Here is a 24,720-nt window from a genome sequence, read left to right on the forward strand (position 1 = left end):
TTTGTTCAAATTTTTTTAGATGTTTCTATGGTGTTCTTTTGGGCCTCATCGCTGGCAAGCCAGCTCCCACAGGTTTTGTGTGCGCCACGGACACTGTGGGAGCTGGCTTGCCAGCGATGACGTCAGATCAATCAGCGAAAAATCTCAAGGTCGACCCACGCTCAACCAGCACCGGCGCAAAATCCAGCACCCGCGCCGCCTTATCATCTCCCCGCAGTCGCCTGAGCAAACACTCGAACGCCCGCGCGCCAATCTCTTGCGTCGGCTGGGCCAGCGCCGTAATCCCGCTGCCCACCAACGGATACCAGTCCAGGTCATCCAGGGCAATCAGCCCGACATCCTCAAACAACTGCGAGCCGATCTTGCGCAAGGCATGAGTCGCGGCCAGCGCCGCCACACCGTTGGCGCAAAACAGCGCTTTCGGCCCCGGCCCTGGAGTGTTTAAAAAAGTTTGCAGGTGAATGGCCAGATCGTCGCCCGTTTCCAGCACCGCCCCGGTCAACCCGGAACGCTGCGCAACCTGCGTCTGAAAACTGCTGACCCGCTCGATCCGCGAGCTGGTGCCGTCAAATGGTTCGGTGACCAGCAGCACATCGCGATAGCCACGCTGCTCAAGATGGGCGAGGGCCATTGCCACGGCCTGCGGGTTGTTCAACCCGACCATGTCGCTGTCGAGCCCGTCGACCTTGCGATCCACCAGTACCAGCGGCATTTCGCGGTGCAATTCATGCAATTCGTCACGGTGATGGCCTAGGGTGTTCACGATCAGGCCTTCGATGTTGTACGAGCGCAGGAGGGCCAGATGCTGACGCTCTTGCTCGTCATCGCGGTCGGTGTTGCACACCACCAGGCTGTAGCCGTGCGCACGGCAGGCGGTTTCCACCCCGTGCATCACGGCAATCGAATAAGGGTTACGGATGTCGGCCACCAGCATGCCGATCAAGCGAGTACGCCCGCGTTTGAGGCCGCGGGCCATCTGGTTTGGGCGATAGCCCAGTTCGGCAATCGCCTGCTCGATGCGCAAGGCAATGGCATCGGAGAGCAGGGCGCGGTCATCGCCGATGAAACGCGAGACGCTGGCCTTGGAAACACCGGCGCGTTCGGCGACATCGAGCATGGTCACGCGGCTGCGCTGGGCGGCGGAAAAGTCGTTCACGGTGTGAAACCTTGTTATTGGATTTATAGGGCGTCAGTCGTTACATGTGACTGAAACCGGTTTCAGGAAACACCAGAATCAAATCTTTCGTCAAGTGAATGATCGTTCCGCTCGACCCAAGTGCCGACGGGCGGCAACGGGATCAGGCGCTCGTCAGCCGAACAAGCCGGCCGCGATATTGATTGAAAAACCCAGAATGGCCGTGTTGAACACGAAGCCGATCAACGATTGTGCCAACACGATTTTGCGCATGTCCCGCGTTGCCACGCCGACATCGGCCGTTTGCACCGCAACGCCGATGGTGAACGAGAAATACAGGAAGTCCCAGTAGTTGGGCGTGGTCAGGCCTTCGGAAAAACGCAACGCGGGTTCCTTGCCATCCCATGTGTAATACAGGCGGGCGTAATGCACGCAAAAGATCACCCCGATCAATAACCATGAGCCGATCACGGTCAGTGCGGTGAAACCGTAGTGCAGCAGTTTGCTAGAGGCTTCCAGATCCTTGCTGCCGGCGAGTTCGAAGGTGATGGTGGCGAGACTGGCCAGCGCGGCGATGCACACCACGAACAACACCAGACCGGCGTTTTCATCTTCGACTTCGGCGATGCGTTTGACGTCCGGTGCCTTGGAACGCGCAGTAAGCCAGAGCATCAGGATCAGGTAAGTCCAGACGCCTGCGTTCCAGCCGATGAGGATTTTGCTGACGATGGAGTCGGCGGGGGCCAGAAGACCTGTGGCAAGGCCGAGCAGGGCAGCGGCGGAAAGGCGAGGATGGGTGCGGGCGAGGAAGCGCATGGGGACTCGAGGGGCCAGGATGGTTCAGACACCTTAGCCATGTGGGAGCTGGCTTGCCAGCGATGACGGCGGCACAGTCAACATTGATGTTGGCTGACCCATCGCTATCGCTGGCAAGCCAGCTCCCACAGGGATTAGTGGTGCTTGGTGAAGCGTTTTACGAGTTTCATGACCACGACGAAGAACACCGGCACGAAGATCACCGCCAGCGTCGCGGTGATCATCCCGCCGATAACCCCGGTGCCGATGGCCTGCTGGCTCGCCGAGCTGGCGCCGGTGGCGATGGCCAACGGCACCACACCGAGGATGAACGCCAGCGAAGTCATCACGATCGGCCGCAAACGCAGGCGTGCCGCTTGCAGCGTGGCGTCGATCAGGTCGTGGCCTTCGTCATATAGGCTCTTGGCGAATTCGATGATCAGGATCGCGTTCTTCGCCGACAGACCAATGATGGTAATCAACCCGACCTTGAAGAACACATCGTTGGGCATCCCGCGTAGCGTCACCGCCAGCACCGCACCGAGCACACCCAGCGGCACCACCAGCAACACCGAAGTCGGAATCGACCAGCTCTCGTACAACGCGGCCAGACACAGGAACACGATCAGCAGGGACAGGCCGAGCAGTATCGGCGCCTGGCTGCCGGACAAACGCTCCTGCAACGACAGGCCCGTCCATTCCTGCCCGAGACCTTTCGGGCCCTGCGCGACCAGACGTTCAATCTCGGCCATGGCCTCGCCGGTGCTATGGCCCGGCGTTGGCTCGCCGGAGATCGCAATCGCCGGATAACCGTTGTAACGGGTCAATTGCGCCGGGCCCTGAATCCATTTGGCCTGGACGAATGCCGACAGCGGCACCATTTTTCCGGCGTTGTTGCGCACGTGCATTTTCAGCAAGTCATCGACCTGACTGCGCTGATCGCCTTCAGCCTGCACCACCACACGCTGCATCCGGCCCTGATTGGGGAAGTCGTTGATGTACGCCGAGCCCACAGCGGTGGACAGCACATTGCCAATCTCGGCAAACGACACACCCAAGGCATTGGCCTGTTTGCGGTCCACTTCCAGTTGCACCTGCGGTGCTTCGGCCAGTGCGCTTTCGCGGACATTCATCAGCACCGGGCTTTTCTCGGCGGCCGCGAGCAATTCCGTGCGTGCCTGCATCAACGTCGCGTGACCGAGGCCGCCGCGATCCTGCAAACGGAACTCGAAACCGCTCGACGTGCCGAGGCCGTCCACGGGCGGCGGCAGAACCGAGAACGCCATGGCGTCCTTTATCTCGCTCAGTGCGATATTGGCGCGGTCGGCAATCGAGCTGGCCGAATCATCGCTGCTGCGCTGCGACCAATCCTTCAGCGTCGAAAATGCCAACGCTGCGTTCTGCCCGCTGCCAGAGAAGCTGAAACCGAGAATCACCACACTGTCGCTGATTCCCGGCTCGCTGGCGTTATGCGCCTCAAGCTGTTCAGCCACGGCCACCGTACGGTTCTTGGTCGCGCCCGGCGGCAGCTGAATATCGGTGATGGTGTAACCCTGATCTTCCACCGGCAGGAACGAGGAGGGCAGACGCGCAAAGCACAGGCCCAGGCCGACCAGCAACACGACGTAGATCAGCAGATAGCGCCCGGTACGCTTCAGCGCGTAACCGACCCAGCCCTGATAGCGATTGGTCAGTTGCTCGAAGCGGCGGTTGAACCAGCCGAAGAATCCGGATTTCTCGTGATGCTCACCCTTGCCGATCGGCTTGAGCAGTGTTGCGCACAACGCTGGAGTCAAGGTCAGGGCGAGGAAGGCCGAGAACAGAATCGACGTCGCCATCGACAGCGAGAACTGCTGGTAGATCACCCCGACCGAACCCTGCATGAAGGCCATCGGAATGAACACCGCCACCAGCACCAGCGTAATGCCGATGATCGCACCGGTGATCTGCGTCATCGCCTTGCGCGTGGCTTCCTTGGGCGACAGGCCTTCGGTGGCCATGATCCGCTCGACGTTCTCCACCACGACAATCGCGTCGTCCACCAGAATACCGATGGCCAGCACCATGCCGAACATGGTCAGCACGTTGATCGAGAAACCCAGTGCCAGCATGGTCGCGAACGTGCCCATCAACGCCACGGGCACTGCCAGCGTCGGGATCAGCGTGTAGCGGACGTTTTGCAGGAACAGGAACATCACCGCAAACACCAGCAACATCGCCTCGCCCAAGGTGTAAACCACTTTGGTGATCGAGACCTTCACGAAGGGCGAAGTGTCGTAGGGAATCTTGTACTCCACGCCGGCCGGGAAGTAGCGCGACAGTTCGTCCATCTTCGCCCGCACCAGTGTCGCGGTGCTCAGCGCGTTGGCGCCCGGCGACAACTGCACACCAACAGCGGTGGACGGTTTGCCGTTGAGGCGGGTGCCGAACTGATATTCCTGGCTGCCGATCTCGACCCGCGCCACATCGCTGACGCGCACGGTAGAGCCGTCGGGGTTGGCCTTGAGCACAATGTCGGCGAACTCTTCCGGTGTCGACAACTGGCCTTTGACCAGAATGGTCGCGGTGATTTCCTGGCTGGACGGGTTCGGCAGATCGCCGATGCTGCCGGCCGAAACCTGCGCATTCTGTGCGACGATGGCGGCGTTGACGTCAGCCGGGGTCAGGTTGAAGCCGATGAGTTTCTGCGGGTCGATCCAGATGCGCATGGCCCGCTCGGCACCATATAACTGAGCCTTGCCGACACCGTCGAGACGCTTGATCTCGTTCATCACGTTCCGCGCCAGATAATCACTGAGCGCGACGTCGTCGAGCTTGCCGTCACTGGACGTCAGGCTGATCAGCAAGAGGAAGCCGGAGGAAACCTTTTCTACCTGCAAACCCTGCTGATTCACCGCTTGTGGCAGACGCGACTCGACCACCTTGAGGCGGTTTTGCACATCGACCTGCGCCAGTTCCGGGTTGGTGCCCGGCTGGAACGTGGCCTTGATCGTGGCGCTGCCCAGGCTGCTTTGCGATTCGAAATACAACAGGTGATCGGCGCCGTTGAGTTCTTCCTCGATCAGGCTGACCACGCTTTCATCGACGGTCTGCGCTGAAGCGCCGGGGTACACGGCATAGATTTCGATTTGTGGCGGGGCGACATCGGGGTACTGCGCCACCGGCAATTGCGGGATGGCCAGCGCACCGGCCAAGAGGATGAACAGCGCGACCACCCAGGCAAACACCGGGCGGTCGATAAAGAACTGCGGCATATAAAAGCGTCCTGCTTACTGACCAGAGGTCTGGGCAAGTGGAAGAGGGGTGTCGTCAATCTGGACTTTCTCGCCGGGGCGGGCGTGTTGCAGGCCTTCAATCACAATGCGGTCGCCCGGTTTCAGGCCGCCGGTGACGATCCAGCGATTGTTCTGCACCGCGCCCAGTTGCACCGGCTGCTCGGCAACGCGCATTTGCTCGTCGACAGTCAGCACCTGGGCGACGCCGGCGCTGTCTCGTTGCACGGCGCGTTGCGGCACGGTGATCCCGTGCGCAATCGTGGCCTGTTCCAGACGCACGCGGATGAAGCTGCCGGGCAACAGGTCGAGATCGGGGTTGGGGAATTCGCTGCGCAGAATGATCTGGCCGGTGCCCGGGTCGACGGTGATGTCGCTGAACAACAATTTGCCCGGCAACGGATAGAGGCTGCCGTCATCCTGAATCAGCGTGGCCTTGACCTGATCCTGCCCGACTTCCTGCAACTGCCCGGAACGGAAGGCGCGGCGCAGTTCATTGAGTTCGCGGGTCGATTGGGTGAGGTCAGCATGAATCGGGTTGAGTTGCTGAATCAGCGCCAGCGGCGTGGTTTCGTTCTGCCCGACCAGCGCACCTTCGGTGACCAGCGCGCGACCGATGCGCCCGGAAATCGGCGCAGTGACGGTGGCGTAACCCAGATTCAGCTTCGCCCGCTCCACGGCGGCCTTGTTGGCGGCGACATCGGCCGCCGTTTGCCGGGCATTGGCGCGGGCGTTGTCGTAGTCCTGAGCGCTGATCGCCTTGTCGTCGATCAACTGGGCGTAGCGCTGCTCTTGCAGCTTTGCCTGGAACGCATTGGCTTCGGCCTTGCGCAACGCCGCTTCGGCGCTGTCCAGGTCAGCCTTGAACGGTGCCGGGTCGATGCGAAACAGCACGTCGCCCTTTTTTACGTCGCTGCCTTCGCGATAGGTGCGTTGCAACACCACACCGGCAACCCGAGCGCGCACTTCGGCGATGCGCGGCGCGGCGATGCGGCCGCTGAGTTCACTGCTGATCGACAGGGGGCGGGCTTCGATGGTCTCGGTGCGCACAGTGGCTGGCGGTGCCTGCTCTTCGGCGTTCGAAGAAGAGTCACAGGCGCTCAGCGTCAGCGCCATGGCAATCAGGCCGAGCCCGGCCAGCAGTTTGTTCGACATTTACTACCCCCAATATTGATGCCCGCATCCTACGGGCAGTCGCCGAGAGTAGCGGTGAAGCTTTGTAGGCGCTGTGTGAAATTGTGTAAGGGTTTTACTCAGGGACGGGCGAGGGCGTATATCCTTAAGCCCTTGAAATTTATTGCGACAGATATATCGCTATCGCGGGCAAGCCCGCTCCCACAGTGATTGGTGGTGTTCACATCAAAGTCTCTGTGAGGGCGGGCTTGCCTGCGATGAGGCCCGACCCGTCGCCACAGCACTTTCTGGATCACCCATGCCCAACATCCTCTTGGTCGAAGACGACACCGCCCTCGCCGAACTGATTTCCAGCTACCTGGAGCGCAACGGTTATTCCGTCAGCGTCATCGGCCGTGGCGACCATGTGCGTGAACGGGCGCGGGTCAGTCCACCGGATCTGGTGATCCTCGACTTGATGCTGCCCGGTCTCGACGGACTGCAAGTCTGCCGTCTGCTGCGCGCCGATTCAGCGACGCTGCCGATCCTGATGCTCACCGCCCGTGATGACAGCCACGATCAGGTGCTGGGCCTGGAAATGGGCGCCGATGATTACGTCACCAAACCCTGCGAGCCGCGCGTGCTGCTGGCCCGGGTGCGCACCCTGTTGCGCCGCAGCAGCCTCGGCGAACCGCTGACGGTCAATGACCGTATCGTCATGGGCAATCTGTGTATCGACCTGTCCGAGCGCACGGTGACCTGGCGAGATCAGCCGGTCGAACTGTCCAGCGGTGAGTACAACTTATTGGTGGTGCTGGCACGACACGCCGGCGAAGTGCTCAGCCGCGACCAGATTCTGCAACGCCTGCGCGGCATCGAATTCAACGGCACCGACCGTTCGGTGGACGTGGCGATTTCCAAGCTGCGGCGCAAGTTCGACGACCACGCTGGCGAAGCTCGCAAGATCAAGACGGTGTGGGGCAAGGGCTACCTGTTCAGCCGCTCCGAATGGGAATGCTGAGCTGATGTTTCGCATTCTGTTTCGCCTGTATCTGGTGACGATTGTGTCGTACAGCGCCGCGATCTATCTGGTGCCGGATCTGGTGGTCATGGCGTTCCGCGATCGTTTTGTCACCTACAACCTTGATTATTCCCGTGGCCTGCAATCGCTCATCGCCAAGCAGTTCCGCGCGGTGCCGCACGACCAGTGGCCAGCGCTGGCGGCGTCGATGGACAGGGACTTCCAGCCGCTGCACATCGTCCTTGCGCGTATCGACGATGCTGACTTCAGCGCTATAGAAGGTGAGCGTCTGCGTCGTGGCGAGAACATCGTGCGCATCGGCGACTGGGGCTGGCGCACGCTGGCGGTCACACCGCTGGACGACACCACCGTGGTGCAAATGGTCGTGCCGCCGGACCCGATGGACGTCAATCTGTTGTACTGGAGCATCAACGTATTGATCGGCGCAACGCTGCTCGCCTGCCTGTTGATCTGGTTACGCCCGCACTGGCGTGATCTGGAACGCCTCAAAGGCACTGCCGAGCGCTTCGGTAAAGGCCATTTGAGCGAACGCACGAAAATCGCCCCGAGTTCGAACATTGGCAGTCTGGCCAATGTGTTCGACACCATGGCCGGTGACATCGAGAACCTGCTCAACCAGCAACGCGACCTGCTCAACGCGGTATCCCACGAACTGCGCACGCCCTTGACGCGTCTGGACTTCGGCCTGGCGCTGGCGCTGTCCGACGACTTGCCGGCCGCCAGCCGCGAACGCTTGCAGGGCCTGGTCGCGCATATCCGCGAGCTGGATGAACTGGTGCTGGAGCTGCTCTCGTACAGTCGCTTGCAGAATCCGGCGCAGTTGCCGGAACAGGTTGACGTGTCACTGGATGAGTTCATCGACAGCATTCTGGGCAGTGTCGATGAAGAACTGGAGTCGCCGGACATCGTGATTGACGTGCTGCTGCACGGTCAGCTCGAACGCTTTTCCCTCGACCCGCGTCTGACCGCGCGGGCGATCCAGAACCTGCTGCGCAACGCCATGCGCTATTGCGAAAGGCGTATCCAGATCGGCGTGCAGGTCAATGCGGGCGGTTGTGAAATCTGGGTGGACGACGACGGCATCGGCATTCCCAACGATGAGCGTGAGCGGATTTTCGAGCCGTTCTATCGACTGGACCGCAGCCGTGACCGCGCCACCGGTGGTTTCGGCCTCGGCTTGGCCATAAGCCGCCGGGCCCTGGAAGCGCAGGGCGGGACGTTGACAGTCGAGTCCTCGCCGTTGGGTGGCGCACGGTTCAGATTGTGGTTGCCGACGCCCGTCTGATCGTGGCGAGGGAGCTTGCTCCCGCTCGGCGGCGCAGCCGTCGTAAAACCAGCCCCCGCGATTTGATTGCAAGAACGCAGGGGGCTGCTTCGCAACCCAGCGGGAGCAAGCTCCCTCGCCACAGGGAAAGGGTGGGTGTCAGGAAATTTCGGTGGATTGAATCAAGTGGACTCCTGCGCTCTGCATCCGGTCCATCGCTGCCGCCAATGAACCGTCCATATCAATCGCCCGGCAGGCGTCCAGCACCACAAAGGCATTGAACCCCGCCGCCCGCGCATCCAGCGCCGAGAACATCACGCAAAAATCCAGCGCCAGACCGACCATGTAGACCGTGTCGATTCCGCGCTCTTTCAGATAACCGGACAGCCCTGTGGTGGTGCGCCGATCGGCCTCAAGAAATGCCGAATAACTGTCGATGTCAGGGTTGCAGCCCTTGCGGATGACCAGTTGTGCGTGGGGCAGGTCCAGGCCCGAGTGGAACTCGGCACCGCCGGTTGCTTGCACGCAATGCTCAGGCCAGAGCGTCTGCTCGCCGTATGGCAGTTGAATCACATCGTAGGGTTTGCGGCCGGGGTGGCTGGAGGCGAAAGAAGCGTGCCCCTCCGGATGCCAATCCTGGGCGATGACGACCTGTTTGAACTGGCGCGAGAGCTTGTTGATCAGCGGTACGATCTGATCACCCTCAGGCACCGGCAGTCGGCCGCCGGGGACGAAATCGTTTTGAACGTCGATCACCAATAATGCAGTGCGAGAAGAAACGGACATCGGTGGATCCTCCTTGGAAATCACGTGTTCAGCATAGAAGTGGTTTTCCTATACAGCCAAATGGCTGTTCAGCAAATTCGGGCGGGATGTTTCCGCGCATTCCGACCAGCGGTAGCATTTTGCGCTGAATTATGCGGTTTACCTGTCAGATCTGACAGTAGGCGAACACGGGCAATGCGTGTCTCATGCGCATATCACGACTCCTGTTCCGACATCGCATTGGAGTCCTGTTCCAGAAAGGATAACCGCTATGGACGCCAAGACCCTTGTTAAACCACGTATTCCCGGCATGACTCAGCCGGTCCTCGGGCCTGAGAATGCCGACGCCGGACTGCCGCTGGCACTGACTTATCTTTACCCGCAAGGGGTAAAGGTTTTCATCGAACCAGCGTCCACCGCCCAGGACGGTGACGTCTACGTGGTTCGACTGAACGGTGAGCGGGTGACGTCGGCAATCATCGCCGCCGGCGAGGCGACGCTACGTGTGATCGTGTATGTGGCGCTGGGCAAGTGGAAGACCCCACTGAATGTCCTCGAATACGCGTTGGAGCGAGGGGGACTGGAGGTTGAGGCGTCAGCGCCATTGACCGTTATTTATCACGACAAGCGTCCGGGGAATGTTGATCGGTTTCCTGAGGAGGAGGGCCATTCGGAGCTGATGCTTGAAGTGCCGCCGGATGCACTGGATGAAGGTGTCGATCCCGACCGGGCGCGTGCAGGTGTCAATGTCAGAGTCGCCTACCCGTTGATGAAAGCGTTCGACACCGTTGTGTTGTATTGCAATGGTAAAACCCTGAGCCATGCGGTCAGTGCGGATGAAGCGGATCGACAGCAGCCCATCCAGATGACCATTGATGAGGCGACATTTCGCGCTGGAGGGGACAACCCGCGCTTCGAGTTGCGTTACACGGTGCTCGATCGTGTCGGGAACAGCCCGGATGTCAACAGCCCGAATTCGGCCAGCCAGTACCTGTACGTCAACCTCGATGGCACTTGGTACGACCCGCCGATCATCACTGAAGATCCCAATGATCCTGACGATGACGCCAGCATCATCGAGCTGGAAAAACTGGCCGGCAAACCGGCAACCGCACAAATCTATGTATCGCGGAGCTGGCTCAGAGACGATGAGATCCGCTTGACGGGGCGTTTCTATGGTGAGGACGGAGCGTTGCTGGAGCACCTGACATTTAAGGAACTGGTGAAGAACGCGCCGTTCTCCTACTCGATTCCTTTGCCTTACGCAGCGTTTGCCGGTGCCGCGAAGGGGCACGCAGTGTTCAGCTATCAGCGCGTGAGCCAAGGGAGCGAGCTCGACCGGTCATACGTGCAAAAAGTCGACATTATCGGTGAACCCGCTGCGGACCTTCTGGCGCCTGTGCTTGTGGGCTCCGGTTACGTGATTGATCCTCTGGCTGTGCCTGACGGCGTAACAGCGCGAGTGGAATACCTCGAAGACAAACCCGGGGACAAGGCACGGCTGGTGATCCAGGGTGCCGCCGGGCTGGGTTCGCCGGCATTTGCGGCGAGCGCTTTCAACAAGAATCACCGGGCCAACTTCCTGATTGCGTCTCCGGTGTTCGCGGCCAGTCATGGCAAGACAGTGCAACTTGCGTGGCAGTTGCTCCGTGGCGCGACCACTCAACCCTCCGCGCATCGTGACGTGACAATCAAGCGGATCGAGGATCGGGATCCACGGCTGCCGATACCCACCATTCCTCAAGCCAGGAACGGCGTGCTCGATCTGGGTGATTTCCCCGCCGGTGCGCAAGCGCAATGTGCGGTCTGGCCGTCCATGGCGGTGGGGCAGTTACGCTGGTTTCGCTTGCACGGCACCGATCGCAACGGAAATGATTACCCGATTATCATTGCCCAGGCTGCTCAAGTGACAGAGCCTGAAATAGCCAGCGGGCTGGACAACGCGCTGCCCCGCAGCGAACTCGCGAAGCTTAAACCGGGATCAAGCTTGCGCATGGAGTTGAAAGTAGCCTTTGACGGGCTCAACGACGAATCGGCTGCAGTGGCGTTCGAGTCGCCGGCTTTCACCGTGCTGAATTCGCCTGCGAGGTTACTGGAAGATTTCACCGGTGTACCCGACCAGACGGCAAGACGGGGCGAGATCATGGAAACGCCGACTATGCAGATCACCTTCAAATCCGGTGATGGCGAGTGCGCGATCATGCCTCGCTCCGAGATCGGCCAATCTTTCCCGGGCCAGATCGAGGGGCAGGTTCTGAGCATCGGCCGCGATGCGTTCGGCCAGGCTGCGCAAGTGGTGGAAATCAAATTGAAGAACGCCTGTTCGCGAATCAGTTTCTTCCATCTCAGCGTGAATTATGAGGACAGCACGGTGGCTTACTACGCCAGCAACGGGTCACTGCTGGGCCGTCAGGCGTTAGGCTCGTCGTTTGGAACACCGGTCAATGTTGCTTTTGATGCGCCGGGGATCTCACGACTTGAATTCCATAGCCCAACACCCGACTGGTTCACCCTCGACACCTTTAAAGTGGATGTCTGATCCCCTGAGGCGAGTTCCGTTGGCTGGAACTTGCCTGTCGAGGCACTAGCCGATGGCGCGCGATTTCAACAGCGTTGCCATCTGCACCAGTGCCGCCGACGGGTGATGCCCGATCAGCATCCAGGCATGTTCACGCTCGGTCCAATACACCACGTTCATCTCATGCCGACGCTCGTGCGCCAAGGGCTGACTGCCGCTGTTCGAGCGTGTCACGCATAACGCCAATGGCCCGTGCCTGGCATCCAGATAGACGATCTGCGCGATCGGCACGCCGTCGTACTCGAGCACTTGTGCACGTTTGAATTCGGCGCCTGGCAGTTTCAATCCGTCCGCTGAAAGATTCAGGCCAAGGCGTGCATCGACAGCACGCAACTGCGAACGCAGTGTTGCCTCATCCGTTGGCAGATGGTCGAGGGTCTGCGGCACGTACAACGCCATATAGTCGCCGACCAAACCGCGCCAGTTATGCGCTTGTTGCGCCTGCCAACCCAACACCAAGCGGTCAGCCAGCACACCCGCGGCGACCAATGTTGCCGCCGCCGCACCGATAAACCAGCGCCGGCTCAATCCCGGCGTTTCAGGTGAGGGGATTGCATCGAGCCGAGCTTGCAGGCGATCCAGCGGCGCTTGCTGCGCCAGCTCGTCGTAAGCATTTTTGTACGGCAGGCTGCTGCGGCTCAGCCACTGCACGCGCAAGTTGAGCAGCGGATCCTCGGCGATGGCGGCGTCGAGCCGATGGCGATAGTCCGGGTCGAGTTCGTCATCCAGATACGCCACCAATTGCTCATCCGAAGGTGGGTTCATCAGTGGTCTCCTCCGGTGGTCTTCGGCACCGCTTGCAACGGCGGGTATTCGGCGAGTTTCAGCCGAGCGGTGGCCAGACGACTCATTACCGTGCCGATCGGCACCTGCAGAATCTCCGCGACTTCGCGATACGACAGGCCCTCGACGTAGGCCAGATACACCGTTTCGCGTTGGGTTTCCGGCAATGCATCGACCCGGCGAATCACTTGCGCCGCCATGACGTGGGTCTGCGCCGCGTATTCACCGTCGAACGCCAGTTGCCCGTCGGCATCGACCTGTCCGGCACCTTGGCGCACGCGGCGGGCGCGCACTTCGTTGAGCCAGATCGAATGCAGAATGCTCAGCAGCCAGCGATCCATGCGCGTGCCGGCGACGTATTGCGCCGAACGCTCCAGCGCCCGCACGCATGTCGCCTGCACCAGATCCTCGGCCACATGCCGATTGCGCGACAGCAACAAACCGTAGCGCCACAGTCGCGCCAGGTGCTGTCCGAGTTCTGCTCTGAATGCCTGATCGCTGACGATGATGGCTGTCCTTTATAAATGCTCAGGTTTTCGATGAATCGTTGATGGCTTCCGCCAAATCCTGGTACTCCTCGCAAGATGTGCCGCAAATCGATTTGATCTGTTGCAACTGCTCCTGCGCGAGGTCGACGCGACCCTTGATTACATAAGCCTCGCCCAGGTATTCACGGACTTGCGCGTACTGCGGATCAAGTTTTACCGATTGCAGGTAATAGCCGATGCCTTCGTCGGTGCGCCCCAGTTTGCGCGTGGCGTAGCCGCGATAGTTGAGAGCCTTGGCGGTGTTCGGTTGTTGCAGGGTGTCGAGCAGCGCCAGTGCCTCCTCGTAGCGACCGTCCTTGGCGAGGCGGTAGGCATAATCGGTGCGGTCGGCGTCGGGCAGCAGGCGGCTGGTTTGCAACACGCATTTCTGGGTTTTGCTGTCCCAGACCTGACCTTTGGGGCATTCGGGCTTCTTGACCGGCTCGTCCTCATCGCCATTGGCAAACGCCAAATGGCTGGACAGGGCAGCGACCAGCAGCAACGGGGCGGCGAACATAACGGAACGGATAGTCATGGGCAAGGCTCCACAGAGGGTTATGTCTGACTTTGAACACCACAGGGTGAAATTTTATTCATTGCATTGTCAGTGACTGTTCAGGGCAGGCGTAAATTCAAACGCTATGCTCGTCAGCGTCCGCCGTTGATCCGAAGCTTTGCCGCAAGGGGAATTGCCATGAAAGATCAGCTCCATCACTCCGCCGCCGGCTACAAAACCGCTGCCGACACCTACGTCAAAGGGCGGCCGGATTATCCGCCGCAGGTCAGCGATTGGTTGGCAACCACGCTGAACCTTGATGGACATAAAACAGTGATAGATCTGGGCGCCGGCACCGGCAAGTTCACCGGACGTCTAGCGGCGACCGGGGCGCAAGTGATCGCCGTGGAACCGGTGGCGCAGATGCTGGAAAAACTCTCTGAAGCCTGGCCTCAGGTATTGGCGGTCAGTGGCACGGCGACGGACTTGCCACTGCCGGACGCCTCGGTTGACGCGGTGGTTTGCGCTCAGGCGTTTCACTGGTTTGCCAGTGCCGAGGCGCTGGCGGAAATCGCCCGCGTGCTCAAGCCCGGCGGCAAGTTGGGACTGATCTGGAACTTGCGCGACCCACAAGCCAGTTGGGTGCCGAAACTCGACGCCATCGTCAATGCCCTGGAAGGCGATACGCCGCGCTATTACACCGGTGCCTGGCGTACGGCGTTTCCGCATCCAGCGTTCGGACCACTGCAATTGCAGCAGTTTCACCACGGGCACACCGGCTCGCCGGAAGACGTGATTTTCAATCGTGTGCGCTCTACCAGTTTCATTGCCGCGCTGCCGGAGGCACAGCGGGCGAAGGTCGACGAACAGATTCGCGCCCTGATCACCTCGGAACCGGCACTCCGCGGTAGAGACGTGGTAACGGTCCCGTACGAAACCGCCGCATTTGTTGCGGTGAAACATGGCTGAGGCAAACGGGCCGCGATGGGCACACGGTTGCCTCAATGACGGTGTTACTCAGATTTTGAGGTTGAAGGTGTGGAAGCGGTCTGAGCAGTCAATTTGAACTCGCCACTCGTGACATCGACTTTCTGCCGTCCATCTTCATGAACGCCCTTGAACCAGAAAGTACCCTCTAGCCGATCATCGCCAGCAGTCGGCACAACGCTCAGGATCAGTTCACCTGATACTGCTGGGTACTCGTCAATATCACCCGGGTTGCCGAGGGCATAGCTTGCTCGATAATCCTTGCCATCCTTGGTTATCTCGTGGGTGCCAATCGTGACATCCTCTGGGACGTACACATTCAGGTATGCATTTTGATTATCAATTGGCTGCGAGATGAGCTGTCCGCCGTGGCCGTGCCAATAGGAACCCAGATCTGGTCGCCACTTGAGGGACAGTTCCGTCTTGTCCGCACTGAACAGCGGGCGTCCACCCCCATTCACCTCAGCAGTAAACCTATTGTCAGTTTTTGAGTTTGATCCGGTCATCGTCAACGCTCCTGATGCATGAACAAGCGGGAGTGAACTCCCGGTGAATGTTCAAACTACTGCATCAGGACTGGCGGCATAACTGTCAGAGTTGACAGGTACTCACAGCTTGACAGCTTCATTAACCCAACGACTTACCGGCGCAACTCTATTCCCTGTGGGAGGGGGCTTGCTCCCGAAGACTGATTCAGCTTCAACCCACAATCCGGATCAGCTCAACTGAGGTGTATCAACAACTTTCCTGCGCTCCCGAACCCCACGCACCACCAGATACAACAACGGCCCGATCGACACAAAAACCGCTGTCAGTAACAGATAAGGCACCACCGACCAAACCGACCGGCCAAGCGACCGGGCGTCTTTGACCATCCACACCCCGGCCAGCGTCGCCAGCAGGTACAGATCGATCACCACCTGCGCGGTATCCGGTCGCGACATCAGGCTGATGCCGAAGTCGATCAGCGACTGCTCAGCCTGGAGCATCACCGAAATGGTGTAACCGGTAAAAGCGAGCAGCGCCGTGAGGGGTAGGGCGATCGACATCATGCGTTCATTCCTTGAAGTGATGAGTAGAACCGCCAGCCTACAGTCGCCACGCACAATTGACCATTGACTTGCCGGCTGGGCTCGGGCTAATTTCCAGTCCATGACTTCCACCGTATTGCGCTGCCAGCCAAGCATTATTACCGCCATTCCTCATTTGGCGGGCTAGCTCACGACTGCAGCACCCAACCCGCCCTAGAGGCGGGTTTTTACTTTCTGTCTCCCGGGTTTTAACGAAAAACACCTTCCCCTGTCGGAGTCGCGGCAGTGGAGGTGAGTCAGGAGACGATGATGAACGACCCGCAAACCCTGCTTGAGCACTACGTGAAGAAGATCCTCGCCGCGCCGGTTTACGACATCGCGGTGCGTACGCCGCTGCAGGCTGCGCCAGCCTTGTCCGAAGCATTGGGCAATCGCATCCTGCTCAAACGCGAAGACCTGCAACCGACGTTCTCCTTCAAGATCCGTGGCGCCTACAACAAACTGGTGCAGTTGAGTGTTGAACAGAAAGCACGCGGGGTGATCACCGCATCCGCCGGCAATCATGCTCAAGGTGTGGCGCTGGCGGCACGTGAACTGGGCATCTCGGCAACCATCGTCATGCCCTCGACAACGCCTGAACTCAAAGTCCTCGGTGTGCGCAGTCGCGGCGCCGAAGCGCTGCTGCACGGCGAGAGCTTTCCATTCGCACTCGCCCATGCGCTGCAACTGGCCGAAGAGACCGGCCGCACCTTCGTTTCCCCCTTCGATGACCTTGACGTGATCGCCGGCCAAGGCACCGTCGCGATGGAGATCCTGCGCCAGCATCAAGGCGCGCTGGACGCGATCTTCGTCCCGGTGGGTGGTGGCGGTTTGATCGCCGGGATCGCGGCGTACGTCAAATATCTGCGCCCGGAGGTGCGCATCATCGGCGTCGAATCCGAGCACTCAGCTTGCCTGAAAGCGGCCCTGCAAGCGGGCGAACGGGTGGTGCTGCCCACGGTTGGCACATTCGCTGACGGCGTGGCCGTGGCGCAGATCGGCGAGTACGGATTTGAAGTGTGTCGCTTTTGCGTGGATGAGGTGATCACCGTCAGCAACGACGACCTCTGCGCCGCGATCAAGAACATCTACGACGATACCCGCTCGATCACCGAACCTTCCGGCGCCCTGGCCGTGGCCGGTATCAAGCAATACGTGGCGCGAACCGCTGTGCGCGGTCAGACCTTCGTGGCAATCGACTCCGGTGCCAACATCAACTTCGACAGTTTGCGACACGTTGCCGAGCGCGCCGCTGTGTGCGGCGCCCCCGCGTGATGGCGATCAGGGCAGCATCGGGCGCAGGAAGCTGCGCTCGTAGCTGACGATGAACTTCTTCTCGACCAGTGATTGCACCAGCGCAGTACTTTCCGGATCGGTCAGTGCGATGTGCCGGTAGCTTTCGTAATCCGCCAGCGACGGAAAACTGAACAGGCAATAGGCGATGTTGCTCGCACCCTCGGACGGCAGAAAGTAGCCGTGATGAGTGCCGCCCAAGCGTTCGACAATGCCGAGCCAGGCCTTGGCGTAGGCCTCGAATTCGGCCAGTTGATAAGGGTCGATCACGTATCTGACGTGGCAGGTAATCACCGATGACGCTCCTTGCTCAGATTATTCCTGAATGGCGGTGCCGACTTTGTCCGAGGCGGACCAGATGCGAAAACGCACTTCGACGTCCGACGGGGCATACACCACTACCGGCAACTTGCTGTTGTACCGCAGCATGAAACCGTCGCCGACGACCGGCACGAACGCGCGTTTCTTCTGCGAGCCGGGCGGGCAGGCCATCATTGTGCTCATCGGGCCGATAACCTTTTCCAGTCGGTAGAACGAGTAACCCCAGCCTTCGAGGTTTTTCTCGTCCAGAACCCCGCCCAGACGCTGGCGATTGCAATCCACTTCGAGAGTTTTGCCCGCGAGAATCTCGACCTGGAAGTTCTCTTCCTGATCCTGCTTGGGCAGATGAATGACCTGGCGCGTGAAGCCCGCTTCAGCCTTGGGATACGGCGCGACATCTTCCAGTTTCGCTGCGTGGGCGACAGTGGAAAGGCTGGCGATAATCAGGCCGGTGGTCGCGTAAGCACGGAAAGAACCCATGGAAGCCTCCTTGCGGGTGTAGTGTGATTGACGGGCATTCTTACCGTCACTGGCGGTGAATGCAAACCGACGACGAATTGCAAATTGCAGGGCCCGGACCGGCGTTTCTTGCAATTTGCAACTGGCCCAATACTGGCCAGTTCGCCAAGTGCTTGATTTCACGAGGGCCAAAACGATCCGATGAAAGGCATGGTTTATGCGTCTCTATGGTGCAGCGCACCGGATTCGGGCGCCTACACTCCAATGGGCATTTCGCAGTACAACCGTTTGTTGCACCAGGGAAACAGCGGGGACACACCCGTGCAGGGGCAGCAAAAGCGGTCAACGTGAAAAGTTGATTGGCAGTTTCATCAATAAGGAGAGGTTCATCATGTTTCTGTCTGCCTTGGAACTACGCAATATCATTGAAAGCAGTTTTCTGCCTAAACGTTGCCAATGCACGCTGTCGCCGGACTTGTCGATGACCGTCAAGGTCTTCGGCGATCACCAGACCGATCAAGTTGATCTGCACGTCAGCGGCATCGACGCCAGCCACCTCAATGGCTGTCGCGAAATCAACGAACTGATCGCCGGGCTGCGCTCGGATCTGGCGCAACAAGCTACGCCACACCACTACACTCCGCGCTCCCGAGCCGTTTAACCAACCGCTTCACCCAGTTCGACCGTCACGCGCCGGGCCTGCACAAAACCAAGGCCCAGCGCGAACTCGACCAGCACCGCGAGCAAAATCCCGGGGCCGGCGTGGCCGTTCAGCCATTCCACAAAGCCCAGCACCGCCAATCCAAAACAACCGACGATAAAGCCGTTGCTCAACGCATTGCGCGCGATCGACACCGGCGCTCTGCGCACCAGATAAAACATCACACCCAGCGCCGCAAACAGAACCGCGCTGCGCCGTGCAACAAATCCGGCCCCCTCGGAATATTCGATACTCCAGATCGCCAACAACATGTCCGGCACCAAGCCCCAGACCAGCGCCAGCAGAAAACACAACGAAGAAGTGAAAGTCGACAACGTGCGAAACGACAACTGCATGGCGAATCCTTGCGGCAGTGAGGAGGGGCCCCGAGCATAACTCCGCAAAACCCTTCACGCCTACCGCAAAGCCGCAAATCAGACGTTTCTGTCAGTTCTGGAAGTTGCACGCGTCAGACATTTTCCTGTAGCTGATCTCCTCGGGTTTACCGGTGTTGTCGATGTACTTCATGTCGGCGGTAATGACCTTGCACTGCATCGTGGAAGGCTCGGTCATCGAAACCACCTTCGCCACATGCAGCGGCATGCCGTACTGGTACGGCACGGCATTGGACGTGGTGGACGTGTCGTTGGCCTGGGCCAGCCCGGCGAACGCGGTGCAGGCGAGGGCGGTGGTGAGCAGGAAAGGACGAATGTTCATGAAAGGACTCCCGTGCGACGCAAAGAGAGTTCGGCGCGGATCTGGCCGAACTTGCCGCACTGGGCGTCAGCCAACGGCTGAGGGCGTGCGGTCAGGTAGAGTCTTTGACCGCGGCGTTAAGCGATGGTTAACCCACCTGAACGCCGGCTGTCAGCGGGCAGGGTGATTTCTGCGGGACGGGTGGCGTATTCCTACAAGGGCAGATGCCTTGTCTGCTTTCGGTGGCTGGAGTGTGGCGGTTATGGTTTGGCGTCGCTGCAAAATCAGCGATTCGGGTTTGGTCACCTGAGAAGAGTTCATTGCATATGTGCCATCATTTGCGCCGCGGACATCTATGTCCGTGTAGTGCATTGCTGTGGCGGCTGTGTGCAGGACGCCTTCGGGCGAGCTGAGTTTGAACTGTTCTCGGTTGACCAAGCCTGTACATGGCCGCCTCCCTACTGTTTGGTCACAGTGCTGGCGGTTACCTTCAATACAGTTGAGTAATCATCTATGCCAGTTATTATTCTGTCTCCCAAACGCTACATCCCCCTCAACAGCGGCGTCACCGAAAGCGCGCCCCTGGTCATCGACACCGAAGCCAATCCCAAAGACATCCTCGAAGCCGCCGTCCAGCGCGTCCGCGCCTCGGCCGATCTGCTCGAAACCCTGCATTGCCTCTGCTTCAAACACGCTGACGTGCAAGACATTCCGCACATCACCCACGCGCTGTACCTGCTGACGCAGGATGGCAACGACTTGCTGCAGGTCGCGCAACAGCTGATGTTGAACTGGAAGGCGCCAGCCTGAATTTTTCGCTCAAAAAAGCCTGCCGTCGAAAGAGGGTAGGCTGAGTTATTTGTGAGGCCACTTCAGCGGGGAGTCACTTCAGTCGATTGCAGGTGCCGCGCATATTCGACCAAGTCCTTCGGGTAAGCCCAATGATCGTTCTGGCGATCATCAATCTCATACAGAAAAGCAACGGCGGCGGCCTCGAACGCCCAGTAACCGACGTAATTACCGTCATCGTCTTCAATGTCGAGATGACTGTCATGCCAGTTGGTTTGCTCCTCTTCAAACCCGGCGTACCAACCTTCGCAATATTGCCGAAGCAGCTCACTGGACTCTGAGGCGTCCGATGCGTAAATCGCCCTGATCAGTGGGGTGTACAAATCGTGGTACCACTCATCAAGGTCTGCCCGCCCGGGTAAATCCTTGCGCAACAGATCTTCATACAACGTGTCCTCGCCAGCGTAGCCGGCCCGATCCATCAGGGTGCAGAACCTCGCCAGCAAATCGGTGCGCCGCAGCAGAATGCACAAGCTGATGACCTGAACGCATTCCTCGTATTGATCCGACCAGTCATCAATGGCCAAAGGCGAAACATTGGCACCATCGTCCAGAGCCAGCGCCCGCTGATGGATTTCATAGCAATCCACCAGCTTCTCCAGTCGCGGCAGCAAAGCGGCAATCGGCTCACCTGCGGTATAGCTGATCAGCAAAGCATTAAACGCGGCTTCCTTGAAATAAGCCGTACGCAGCGCCTGTTCCTCCTCGGGGCTGTCAGCCTGCATGGTTTGGCCCATCCAGCGGGACTCGGTTTCGTCATAAAGCCGGATGGATTTTTGATAGTAAGAGTCAGTCAGGAACGCTTGGCGCTTACGCATGCGGGGATCTTCCTTGTCCATGCAAACTACTTCAGATCGATCACTGTGAATTCACCCGGATCGGGCAAGACATCAAACCCTTGCGGCTCATCTGTTTGGCCATTCTTTGCGAAAGAGTCATAGACGATGTACTTCTCGGGCACCTCGTATCCTTCGTTGGGAATGACCAGACGCATCTGTTCAGCGCTCAAGTACAAGAAACGCGGCAAGGCCTTCTCGGCAAAATCAATACGCTCCAGCACGCTGCTTACTGGACTTTTGCGCAAGACGACCCCTTTGGTATAAGGCGATCCGTAGTTCAACGCAAAAATCAAAGTGGCGCCTGTGCACTTTGCCAACATTACGTCACCGACAAAATCCTGGTCGGGCATGTCCGTAAAGGCTGTTTCGATTTTGCCGTCGAATTTCACAAACAGGCGCTGCCCGTCTGCACTGGAGGTAGCGAGCAACGCTATTTTGGTTCCGTCCGAAAGAGGGCAGGCCAACAGCGTTTGCTGCGAGTCTGCCCACGCCGGGCGACACATCAGCGTGATCAGTAAAAGGAAAAACACTTTGTTCATTTGGGGCCGATTTCATAGACGTTATTGCGAGTGGTCGACTTATGGCTTCTTGCGTACTCAACCAGGTCTTTCGGATAGACCATATGGTCCATCTGGCTGTCGTCTATGCCGTACAGGTAAGCAATTGCCCCCGCTTCCAGAGCCCAATAGCCCACATAACTACCTTCTTCACCGTCAAGGTGCGTGTCGTGCCATGGCGCCTGTTCAAAGGTGCAGTACCAGTTGTTGCAGTATTCACTGAGAAAACGCGACGCTTCGCTCTTGTCTTCAGCGTAAATCGCCTGAATAAGCGGCGTGGAGACGTCGTGATACCACTGATCGATATCCACTCGCCCAGGCAGAACTTTGCTCAGCAAATCTTCATACAGCGTGTCTATGCAGGCGTATCCCGCATTGTCGATCAAAGAGACAAAGCGTTTTAACAAGTCAGTGCGGTGCAGCAGGATACACAGGCTGATGACTTGCAGGCATTCCTCGTATTCGTCAGGCCAGTCGTCGATGATGAGCGGTGTGATATTGGGGATTTGCTCGTAAATGGCCAGATATTTTTGCAGTTCTTCGTAACTGGCAATCAGGGTTTCCAAAGGAAGGATCAGGCTTTGTATGTCCTCTCCGGCGGTGTACAGCATCAAAATGTGCTTGAGGTGCAAGCTCTGAAAGTTTCTGGCTCGCAGAGACTTCTCCTGCTCCGGAGAGTCAGCCGTGAACAGCTTGTCTTTCCAGAATTCAAACTCTTCCTCGAAGTAGGATTTGAAACTTTCGTATCGAGCCGTAGTGAAATGTTTTTGTCTGCTTTTCAAGTGTCAAGTCCGTGACGAAAGTGCGTTTGAAGTTTATGCGCTTGGAGCGTGCGATCTAGCGTATTCAACCAGATCCTTCGGGTAAACCATATGGTCTATTTGGTTGTCATCAATGCCATACAAATAGGCTATCGCCCCGGCTTCAATAGCCCAATATCCTACGTAATTTCCATTTTCGCCCTTTAAATGCGAGTCGTGCCAAGGGGCTTGCTGAAATGCGGCGTACCATTGGGCGCAATAGTTTTTTAGATACTCTGATGCTTCCCCTTTACTTTCTGCATAAATAGCCAGAATCAATGGTGAATATGTCTCGTGGAACCATTGATCTACATCGTGTCTATCAGGAAGTAATTTGACGAGCAGATCTTCGTATAACGTATCGTCCCCAGCATAGCCCGCCCTGTCGATTAGTTGTACAAAGCGCTTAAGCAGATCGGTACGATGCAGTAGGATGCAAAAGCCAATGATCTGAACGCACTCTTCGTATTCGTCAAGCCAATCGTTTATTGCAAGTGGAGATATATCAGGTGTTCGCTGGTATTCAGCGAGTTTGGCTTGCCTAAGTTCATGTTTTGCTATCAGATCTTCAAGCAGCGGTATAAGGGAGTAGATTTCTTCCCCCGCAGTATATGCTGCCAAAAGCCTGTCAAATGCTAGTTGCTTGAAGTATGTGGCGCGCAGCGACGCCTCTTCCTCTGCTGAGTCAGACTGAAAAGTGTTTGTTTCAAAAAAAACAATTACCTCGTCATGTTCTCTCTTGAAGTTTTCGTAATGGGTTTTAGTGAAAAGATGTTGGCGTATGTTCACTGCTGAGCTTTCCCAGTTGAGTCAAGGGAAGTACCCATATTTCGCACCATTGAAGTTTGGTCTTCAAATGCGGAAACAGGTACCCGGCTCAAAAACAGTTCCAAACCCTGCTGATACGCGTCCGCGTCCATCACATCGCTGTGTCTGGGGATGTGATAGGCCTTGCCCGTGCTGTCCAGTTTTGCGCACGCAACGGAGTAGAAGTCGAGTGTGACCTTGAGCCGCACAATATGACCCCACGCAAGTCCGCCTTTGGCGCCTTTGCCCTTGGTAAAGAACAAGGTAAAACCATCTTCATCGAATTCCAGGCGATAAGCGCCTTCAGCAGCCTTGAGTCGGGCACGTACCGTTGATTCGATCAGGCGCAGGTTTACCTTATGAAAAGGCTTGCGAGGTTTCGCACGGTTGGCGGCAATCCGCTTGCGCAAGCGACTTAGAAAGCGTTCGGAGAAGAACCGCCAGCACAACACGTATGCCACGGTGAAGAACACCAAGGCGATGAGCTTCTCTGGGCTCAACTCGCGCGCCGGGAAATAGGCGCCCAGCATGCCGCCAACCAGCCCAAGCAAAAACAAGACCGGCGCGAGCAGACGATCCTCAATGCGAGCCAGTTTGCCAAGTAGCCGGGCCCTCAGTTGATCATCCTTGAGTATTTCCTGCTCAACCAGTTTGCCGATTCTGGACTCTGTGTGTTCGGGGGTGATGGTGTATTGCAATTCCATGGTGCTGAATCCGAAATCCGTTTTCTGGGGGAGGGCAGAGTTTACGTGTTTGCCTTGCGTCTGGCGTATTCCACCAGATCTTTTGGATAGACCATATGATCGATCTGGCTGTCGTCTATGCCGTACAGGAAAGCAATTGCTCCTGCTTCGATAGCCCAGTAACCCACATGGCTGCCATCCTCGCCTTGCAAATGCGTGTCGTGCCAAGGGGCTTGAATGAAAGCTTCATACCATTGGTTGCAATACTCTCTCAGTCGCTCTGAGGACTGCTCTTTAGAGTCCACGTAGATGGCTTGTATCAGAGGGGTGTAGACGTCGTGATACCACTGGTCAACATCATGTCTGTTTGGCAGCACTTTTCTTAATAGGTCTTCGTATAGCGTGTCATCTCCGACATACCCCGCCTGATCAATCAAAACTACGAGTCGCTTCAGTAAATCGGTGCGGTCCAGGAGAATACACAAGCCTATGACCTGAACACACTCTTCGTACTGATCCGGCCAGTCATCTATAGCAAGCGGAGATATTTGAGGTTCCTGTTCATAAATAGATAGTGTGTGCTGCCGTATTTCGTATTTTTCTATCAACTCCTCAAGCAACGGAATGAGGATTTCTATTTCCTCTCCCGCCGTATAGCAGGCGAAGATTTTGTCAAGCAGAAGATCTTGAAGATGGCGTGCTCGAAGCGACGCTTCTTGTTCAGGAGAATCTGATTTAAATTTATTGGTTTTGCAAAACTCAATAACTTCGTCGTACTCCTTCAAGAAGATTCTATAGTGACTTTCGCTATAGTATTTTTGCCTTTTATTCACGTTTCTTCCTTGGTTATAAAATTCCAAGCCTGTCTGGAATCTTATGCACTCAGTGA

General features: G+C 58.0%; 26 protein-coding genes and 1 pseudogene. 7 read left to right on the forward strand and 20 right to left on the reverse strand.

Annotated elements, in window-relative coordinates; translation table 11 throughout:
- Positions 1-127: 127 nt before the first annotated feature.
- The 4 genes from KI231_RS13295 to KI231_RS13310 form a co-directional block, all read right to left on the reverse strand.
- On the reverse strand, positions 128-1,156 hold the full coding sequence (locus tag KI231_RS13295) for a LacI family DNA-binding transcriptional regulator (protein ID WP_283246372.1): 1,029 nt from the start codon (positions 1,154-1,156) through the stop codon (positions 128-130).
- Positions 1,157-1,309: 153 nt separating this feature from the next.
- Positions 1,310-1,951, reverse strand: coding sequence for a DUF1345 domain-containing protein (locus KI231_RS13300; protein ID WP_103305038.1), 642 nt, complete (start codon positions 1,949-1,951; stop codon positions 1,310-1,312).
- A 134-nt stretch (positions 1,952-2,085) separates the two neighbouring features.
- On the reverse strand, positions 2,086-5,184 hold the full coding sequence (locus KI231_RS13305) for a multidrug efflux RND transporter permease subunit (RefSeq protein WP_213028535.1): 3,099 nt from the start codon (positions 5,182-5,184) through the stop codon (positions 2,086-2,088).
- 15 nt (positions 5,185-5,199) lie between these two features.
- Positions 5,200-6,357 (reverse strand): efflux RND transporter periplasmic adaptor subunit, encoded by a 1,158-nt coding sequence (locus KI231_RS13310; protein WP_103305036.1) that lies wholly within the window; start codon positions 6,355-6,357, stop codon positions 5,200-5,202.
- Between the two features lie 277 nt (positions 6,358-6,634).
- Here KI231_RS13310 and KI231_RS13315 point away from each other — a divergent pair, with 277 nt between their 5' ends.
- A complete protein-coding gene (locus KI231_RS13315; RefSeq protein WP_103305035.1) occupies positions 6,635-7,336 on the forward strand; it encodes a response regulator in 702 nt (233 codons plus the stop codon).
- Positions 7,337-7,340: 4 nt separating this feature from the next.
- Positions 7,341-8,642, forward strand: coding sequence for an ATP-binding protein (locus KI231_RS13320; protein ID WP_213028536.1), 1,302 nt, complete (start codon positions 7,341-7,343; stop codon positions 8,640-8,642).
- Positions 8,643-8,780: 138 nt separating this feature from the next.
- Here KI231_RS13320 and pncA read toward each other — a convergent pair whose 3' ends face one another.
- The gene (pncA, locus tag KI231_RS13325) at positions 8,781-9,407 is read right to left on the reverse strand and encodes a bifunctional nicotinamidase/pyrazinamidase (RefSeq protein WP_103305033.1); all 627 of its coding nucleotides are present in this window, start codon (positions 9,405-9,407) and stop codon (positions 8,781-8,783) included.
- Between the two features lie 250 nt (positions 9,408-9,657).
- Between pncA and KI231_RS13330 the strand changes: the two genes are divergently transcribed.
- A complete protein-coding gene (locus KI231_RS13330) occupies positions 9,658-11,925 on the forward strand; it encodes a hypothetical protein (RefSeq protein ID WP_213028537.1) in 2,268 nt (755 codons plus the stop codon).
- Positions 11,926-11,970: 45 nt separating this feature from the next.
- Here the strand turns inward: KI231_RS13330 and KI231_RS13335 are convergent, their stop codons facing one another.
- The 3 genes from KI231_RS13335 to KI231_RS13345 are packed head-to-tail and all read right to left on the reverse strand — an operon-like array spanning position 11,971 to position 13,809.
- The gene (locus KI231_RS13335) at positions 11,971-12,729 is read right to left on the reverse strand and encodes an anti-sigma factor (protein WP_213028538.1); all 759 of its coding nucleotides are present in this window, start codon (positions 12,727-12,729) and stop codon (positions 11,971-11,973) included.
- Positions 12,729-13,256, reverse strand: a complete 528-nt coding sequence (locus KI231_RS13340; RefSeq protein WP_475231166.1) for an RNA polymerase sigma factor — start codon at positions 13,254-13,256, stop codon at positions 12,729-12,731. The genes KI231_RS13335 and KI231_RS13340 overlap by 1 nt, the downstream gene beginning before the upstream one ends.
- A gap of 19 nt (positions 13,257-13,275) precedes the next feature.
- A complete protein-coding gene (locus KI231_RS13345; RefSeq protein ID WP_103305029.1) occupies positions 13,276-13,809 on the reverse strand; it encodes a tetratricopeptide repeat protein in 534 nt (177 codons plus the stop codon).
- Positions 13,810-13,968: 159 nt separating this feature from the next.
- Between KI231_RS13345 and KI231_RS13350 the strand changes: the two genes are divergently transcribed.
- Positions 13,969-14,739, forward strand: a complete 771-nt coding sequence (locus KI231_RS13350) for a class I SAM-dependent methyltransferase (protein WP_213028539.1) — start codon at positions 13,969-13,971, stop codon at positions 14,737-14,739.
- 44 nt (positions 14,740-14,783) lie between these two features.
- Here the strand turns inward: KI231_RS13350 and KI231_RS13355 are convergent, their stop codons facing one another.
- A complete protein-coding gene (locus KI231_RS13355) occupies positions 14,784-15,263 on the reverse strand; it encodes a hypothetical protein (protein ID WP_213028540.1) in 480 nt (159 codons plus the stop codon).
- Between the two features lie 210 nt (positions 15,264-15,473).
- Positions 15,474-15,809 carry a DUF2834 domain-containing protein gene (locus KI231_RS13360; protein WP_213028541.1) on the reverse strand — a complete coding sequence of 112 codons (336 nt, stop codon included), beginning with the start codon at positions 15,807-15,809 and terminating at the stop codon, positions 15,474-15,476.
- Positions 15,810-16,094: 285 nt separating this feature from the next.
- On the opposite strand from KI231_RS13360, the pseudogene ilvA reads away from it, so the two are divergent.
- Positions 16,095-17,078, forward strand: a pseudogene (gene ilvA, locus KI231_RS13365) (threonine ammonia-lyase, biosynthetic); the annotation flags it as partial.
- 30 nt (positions 17,079-17,108) lie between these two features.
- On the opposite strand, the gene KI231_RS13370 reads toward ilvA, so the two are convergent.
- Positions 17,109-17,414, reverse strand: a complete 306-nt coding sequence (locus KI231_RS13370) for an NIPSNAP family protein (protein WP_103305024.1) — start codon at positions 17,412-17,414, stop codon at positions 17,109-17,111.
- A gap of 21 nt (positions 17,415-17,435) precedes the next feature.
- The gene (gene eco / locus KI231_RS13375; RefSeq protein ID WP_213028542.1) at positions 17,436-17,921 is read right to left on the reverse strand and encodes a serine protease inhibitor ecotin; all 486 of its coding nucleotides are present in this window, start codon (positions 17,919-17,921) and stop codon (positions 17,436-17,438) included.
- 370 nt (positions 17,922-18,291) lie between these two features.
- Between eco and KI231_RS13380 the strand changes: the two genes are divergently transcribed.
- Positions 18,292-18,561, forward strand: a complete 270-nt coding sequence (locus tag KI231_RS13380) for a DUF1652 domain-containing protein (protein WP_213028543.1) — start codon at positions 18,292-18,294, stop codon at positions 18,559-18,561.
- On the opposite strand, the gene KI231_RS13385 is transcribed toward KI231_RS13380, so the two are convergent.
- Positions 18,558-18,956, reverse strand: coding sequence for a hypothetical protein (locus KI231_RS13385; RefSeq protein WP_213028544.1), 399 nt, complete (start codon positions 18,954-18,956; stop codon positions 18,558-18,560). The genes KI231_RS13380 and KI231_RS13385 overlap by 4 nt on opposite strands.
- 91 nt (positions 18,957-19,047) lie before the next feature.
- A complete protein-coding gene (locus tag KI231_RS13390; protein WP_103305020.1) occupies positions 19,048-19,317 on the reverse strand; it encodes a DUF2790 domain-containing protein in 270 nt (89 codons plus the stop codon).
- 492 nt (positions 19,318-19,809) lie between these two features.
- Here KI231_RS13390 and KI231_RS13395 point away from each other — a divergent pair, with 492 nt between their 5' ends.
- Entirely contained in the window at positions 19,810-20,106 is a 297-nt protein-coding gene (locus KI231_RS13395; protein ID WP_213028545.1) for a hypothetical protein, read from the forward strand.
- A 62-nt stretch (positions 20,107-20,168) separates the two neighbouring features.
- Here KI231_RS13395 and KI231_RS13400 read toward each other — a convergent pair whose 3' ends face one another.
- Genes KI231_RS13400 through KI231_RS13425 form a run of 6 tightly spaced genes read right to left on the reverse strand, consistent with a single transcriptional unit; the run spans position 20,169 to position 24,664 of the window.
- Positions 20,169-20,963 carry a PoNe immunity protein domain-containing protein gene (locus KI231_RS13400; RefSeq protein WP_213028546.1) on the reverse strand — a complete coding sequence of 265 codons (795 nt, stop codon included), beginning with the start codon at positions 20,961-20,963 and terminating at the stop codon, positions 20,169-20,171.
- 26 nt (positions 20,964-20,989) lie between these two features.
- A complete protein-coding gene (locus KI231_RS13405; protein ID WP_213028547.1) occupies positions 20,990-21,523 on the reverse strand; it encodes a hypothetical protein in 534 nt (177 codons plus the stop codon).
- Positions 21,520-22,323 carry a PoNe immunity protein domain-containing protein gene (locus tag KI231_RS13410; RefSeq protein ID WP_213028548.1) on the reverse strand — a complete coding sequence of 268 codons (804 nt, stop codon included), beginning with the start codon at positions 22,321-22,323 and terminating at the stop codon, positions 21,520-21,522. Before KI231_RS13410 ends, KI231_RS13405 begins: the two co-directional genes overlap by 4 nt.
- A gap of 33 nt (positions 22,324-22,356) precedes the next feature.
- Positions 22,357-23,130: a PoNe immunity protein domain-containing protein gene (locus tag KI231_RS13415; RefSeq protein WP_213028549.1), complete on the reverse strand. Its 774-nt coding sequence runs from the start codon at positions 23,128-23,130 to the stop codon at positions 22,357-22,359.
- The gene (locus tag KI231_RS13420; RefSeq protein WP_213028550.1) at positions 23,127-23,852 is read right to left on the reverse strand and encodes a hypothetical protein; all 726 of its coding nucleotides are present in this window, start codon (positions 23,850-23,852) and stop codon (positions 23,127-23,129) included. The genes KI231_RS13415 and KI231_RS13420 overlap by 4 nt, the downstream gene beginning before the upstream one ends.
- Positions 23,853-23,893: 41 nt before the next feature.
- Positions 23,894-24,664 carry a PoNe immunity protein domain-containing protein gene (locus tag KI231_RS13425; RefSeq protein ID WP_213028551.1) on the reverse strand — a complete coding sequence of 257 codons (771 nt, stop codon included), beginning with the start codon at positions 24,662-24,664 and terminating at the stop codon, positions 23,894-23,896.
- Positions 24,665-24,720: the final 56 nt, after the last annotated feature.

This window comes from Pseudomonas sp. Seg1, from assembly GCF_018326005.1.
Classification (GTDB): Bacteria; Pseudomonadota; Gammaproteobacteria; order Pseudomonadales; family Pseudomonadaceae; genus Aquipseudomonas.

Excerpts from the sequence above, each read along its gene's own strand:
- KI231_RS13385 (WP_213028544.1), bottom strand. The coding sequence starts at position 18,956 with ATGCAGTTGTCGTTTCGCACGTTGTCGACTTTCACTTCTTCGTTGTGT.
- KI231_RS13345 (WP_103305029.1), bottom strand. The coding sequence starts at position 13,809 with ATGACTATCCGTTCCGTTATGTTCGCCGCCCCGTTGCTGCTGGTCGCT.
- KI231_RS13310 (WP_103305036.1), bottom strand. The coding sequence starts at position 6,357 with ATGTCGAACAAACTGCTGGCCGGGCTCGGCCTGATTGCCATGGCGCTG.
- KI231_RS13320 (WP_213028536.1), top strand. The coding sequence starts at position 7,341 with ATGTTTCGCATTCTGTTTCGCCTGTATCTGGTGACGATTGTGTCGTAC.
- KI231_RS13335 (WP_213028538.1), bottom strand. The coding sequence starts at position 12,729 with ATGAACCCACCTTCGGATGAGCAATTGGTGGCGTATCTGGATGACGAA.
- pncA (WP_103305033.1), bottom strand. The coding sequence starts at position 9,407 with ATGTCCGTTTCTTCTCGCACTGCATTATTGGTGATCGACGTTCAAAAC.
- KI231_RS13420 (WP_213028550.1), bottom strand. The coding sequence starts at position 23,852 with ATGGAATTGCAATACACCATCACCCCCGAACACACAGAGTCCAGAATC.
- KI231_RS13355 (WP_213028540.1), bottom strand. The coding sequence starts at position 15,263 with ATGACCGGATCAAACTCAAAAACTGACAATAGGTTTACTGCTGAGGTG.
- KI231_RS13360 (WP_213028541.1), bottom strand. The coding sequence starts at position 15,809 with ATGATGTCGATCGCCCTACCCCTCACGGCGCTGCTCGCTTTTACCGGT.
- KI231_RS13350 (WP_213028539.1), top strand. The coding sequence starts at position 13,969 with ATGAAAGATCAGCTCCATCACTCCGCCGCCGGCTACAAAACCGCTGCC.
- KI231_RS13330 (WP_213028537.1), top strand. The coding sequence starts at position 9,658 with ATGGACGCCAAGACCCTTGTTAAACCACGTATTCCCGGCATGACTCAG.
- KI231_RS13395 (WP_213028545.1), top strand. The coding sequence starts at position 19,810 with ATGCCAGTTATTATTCTGTCTCCCAAACGCTACATCCCCCTCAACAGC.
- KI231_RS13315 (WP_103305035.1), top strand. The coding sequence starts at position 6,635 with ATGCCCAACATCCTCTTGGTCGAAGACGACACCGCCCTCGCCGAACTG.
- KI231_RS13305 (WP_213028535.1), bottom strand. The coding sequence starts at position 5,184 with ATGCCGCAGTTCTTTATCGACCGCCCGGTGTTTGCCTGGGTGGTCGCG.
- KI231_RS13390 (WP_103305020.1), bottom strand. The coding sequence starts at position 19,317 with ATGAACATTCGTCCTTTCCTGCTCACCACCGCCCTCGCCTGCACCGCG.
- KI231_RS13380 (WP_213028543.1), top strand. The coding sequence starts at position 18,292 with ATGTTTCTGTCTGCCTTGGAACTACGCAATATCATTGAAAGCAGTTTT.
- KI231_RS13400 (WP_213028546.1), bottom strand. The coding sequence starts at position 20,963 with ATGCGTAAGCGCCAAGCGTTCCTGACTGACTCTTACTATCAAAAATCC.
- KI231_RS13405 (WP_213028547.1), bottom strand. The coding sequence starts at position 21,523 with ATGAACAAAGTGTTTTTCCTTTTACTGATCACGCTGATGTGTCGCCCG.
- eco (WP_213028542.1), bottom strand. The coding sequence starts at position 17,921 with ATGGGTTCTTTCCGTGCTTACGCGACCACCGGCCTGATTATCGCCAGC.
- KI231_RS13300 (WP_103305038.1), bottom strand. The coding sequence starts at position 1,951 with ATGCGCTTCCTCGCCCGCACCCATCCTCGCCTTTCCGCCGCTGCCCTG.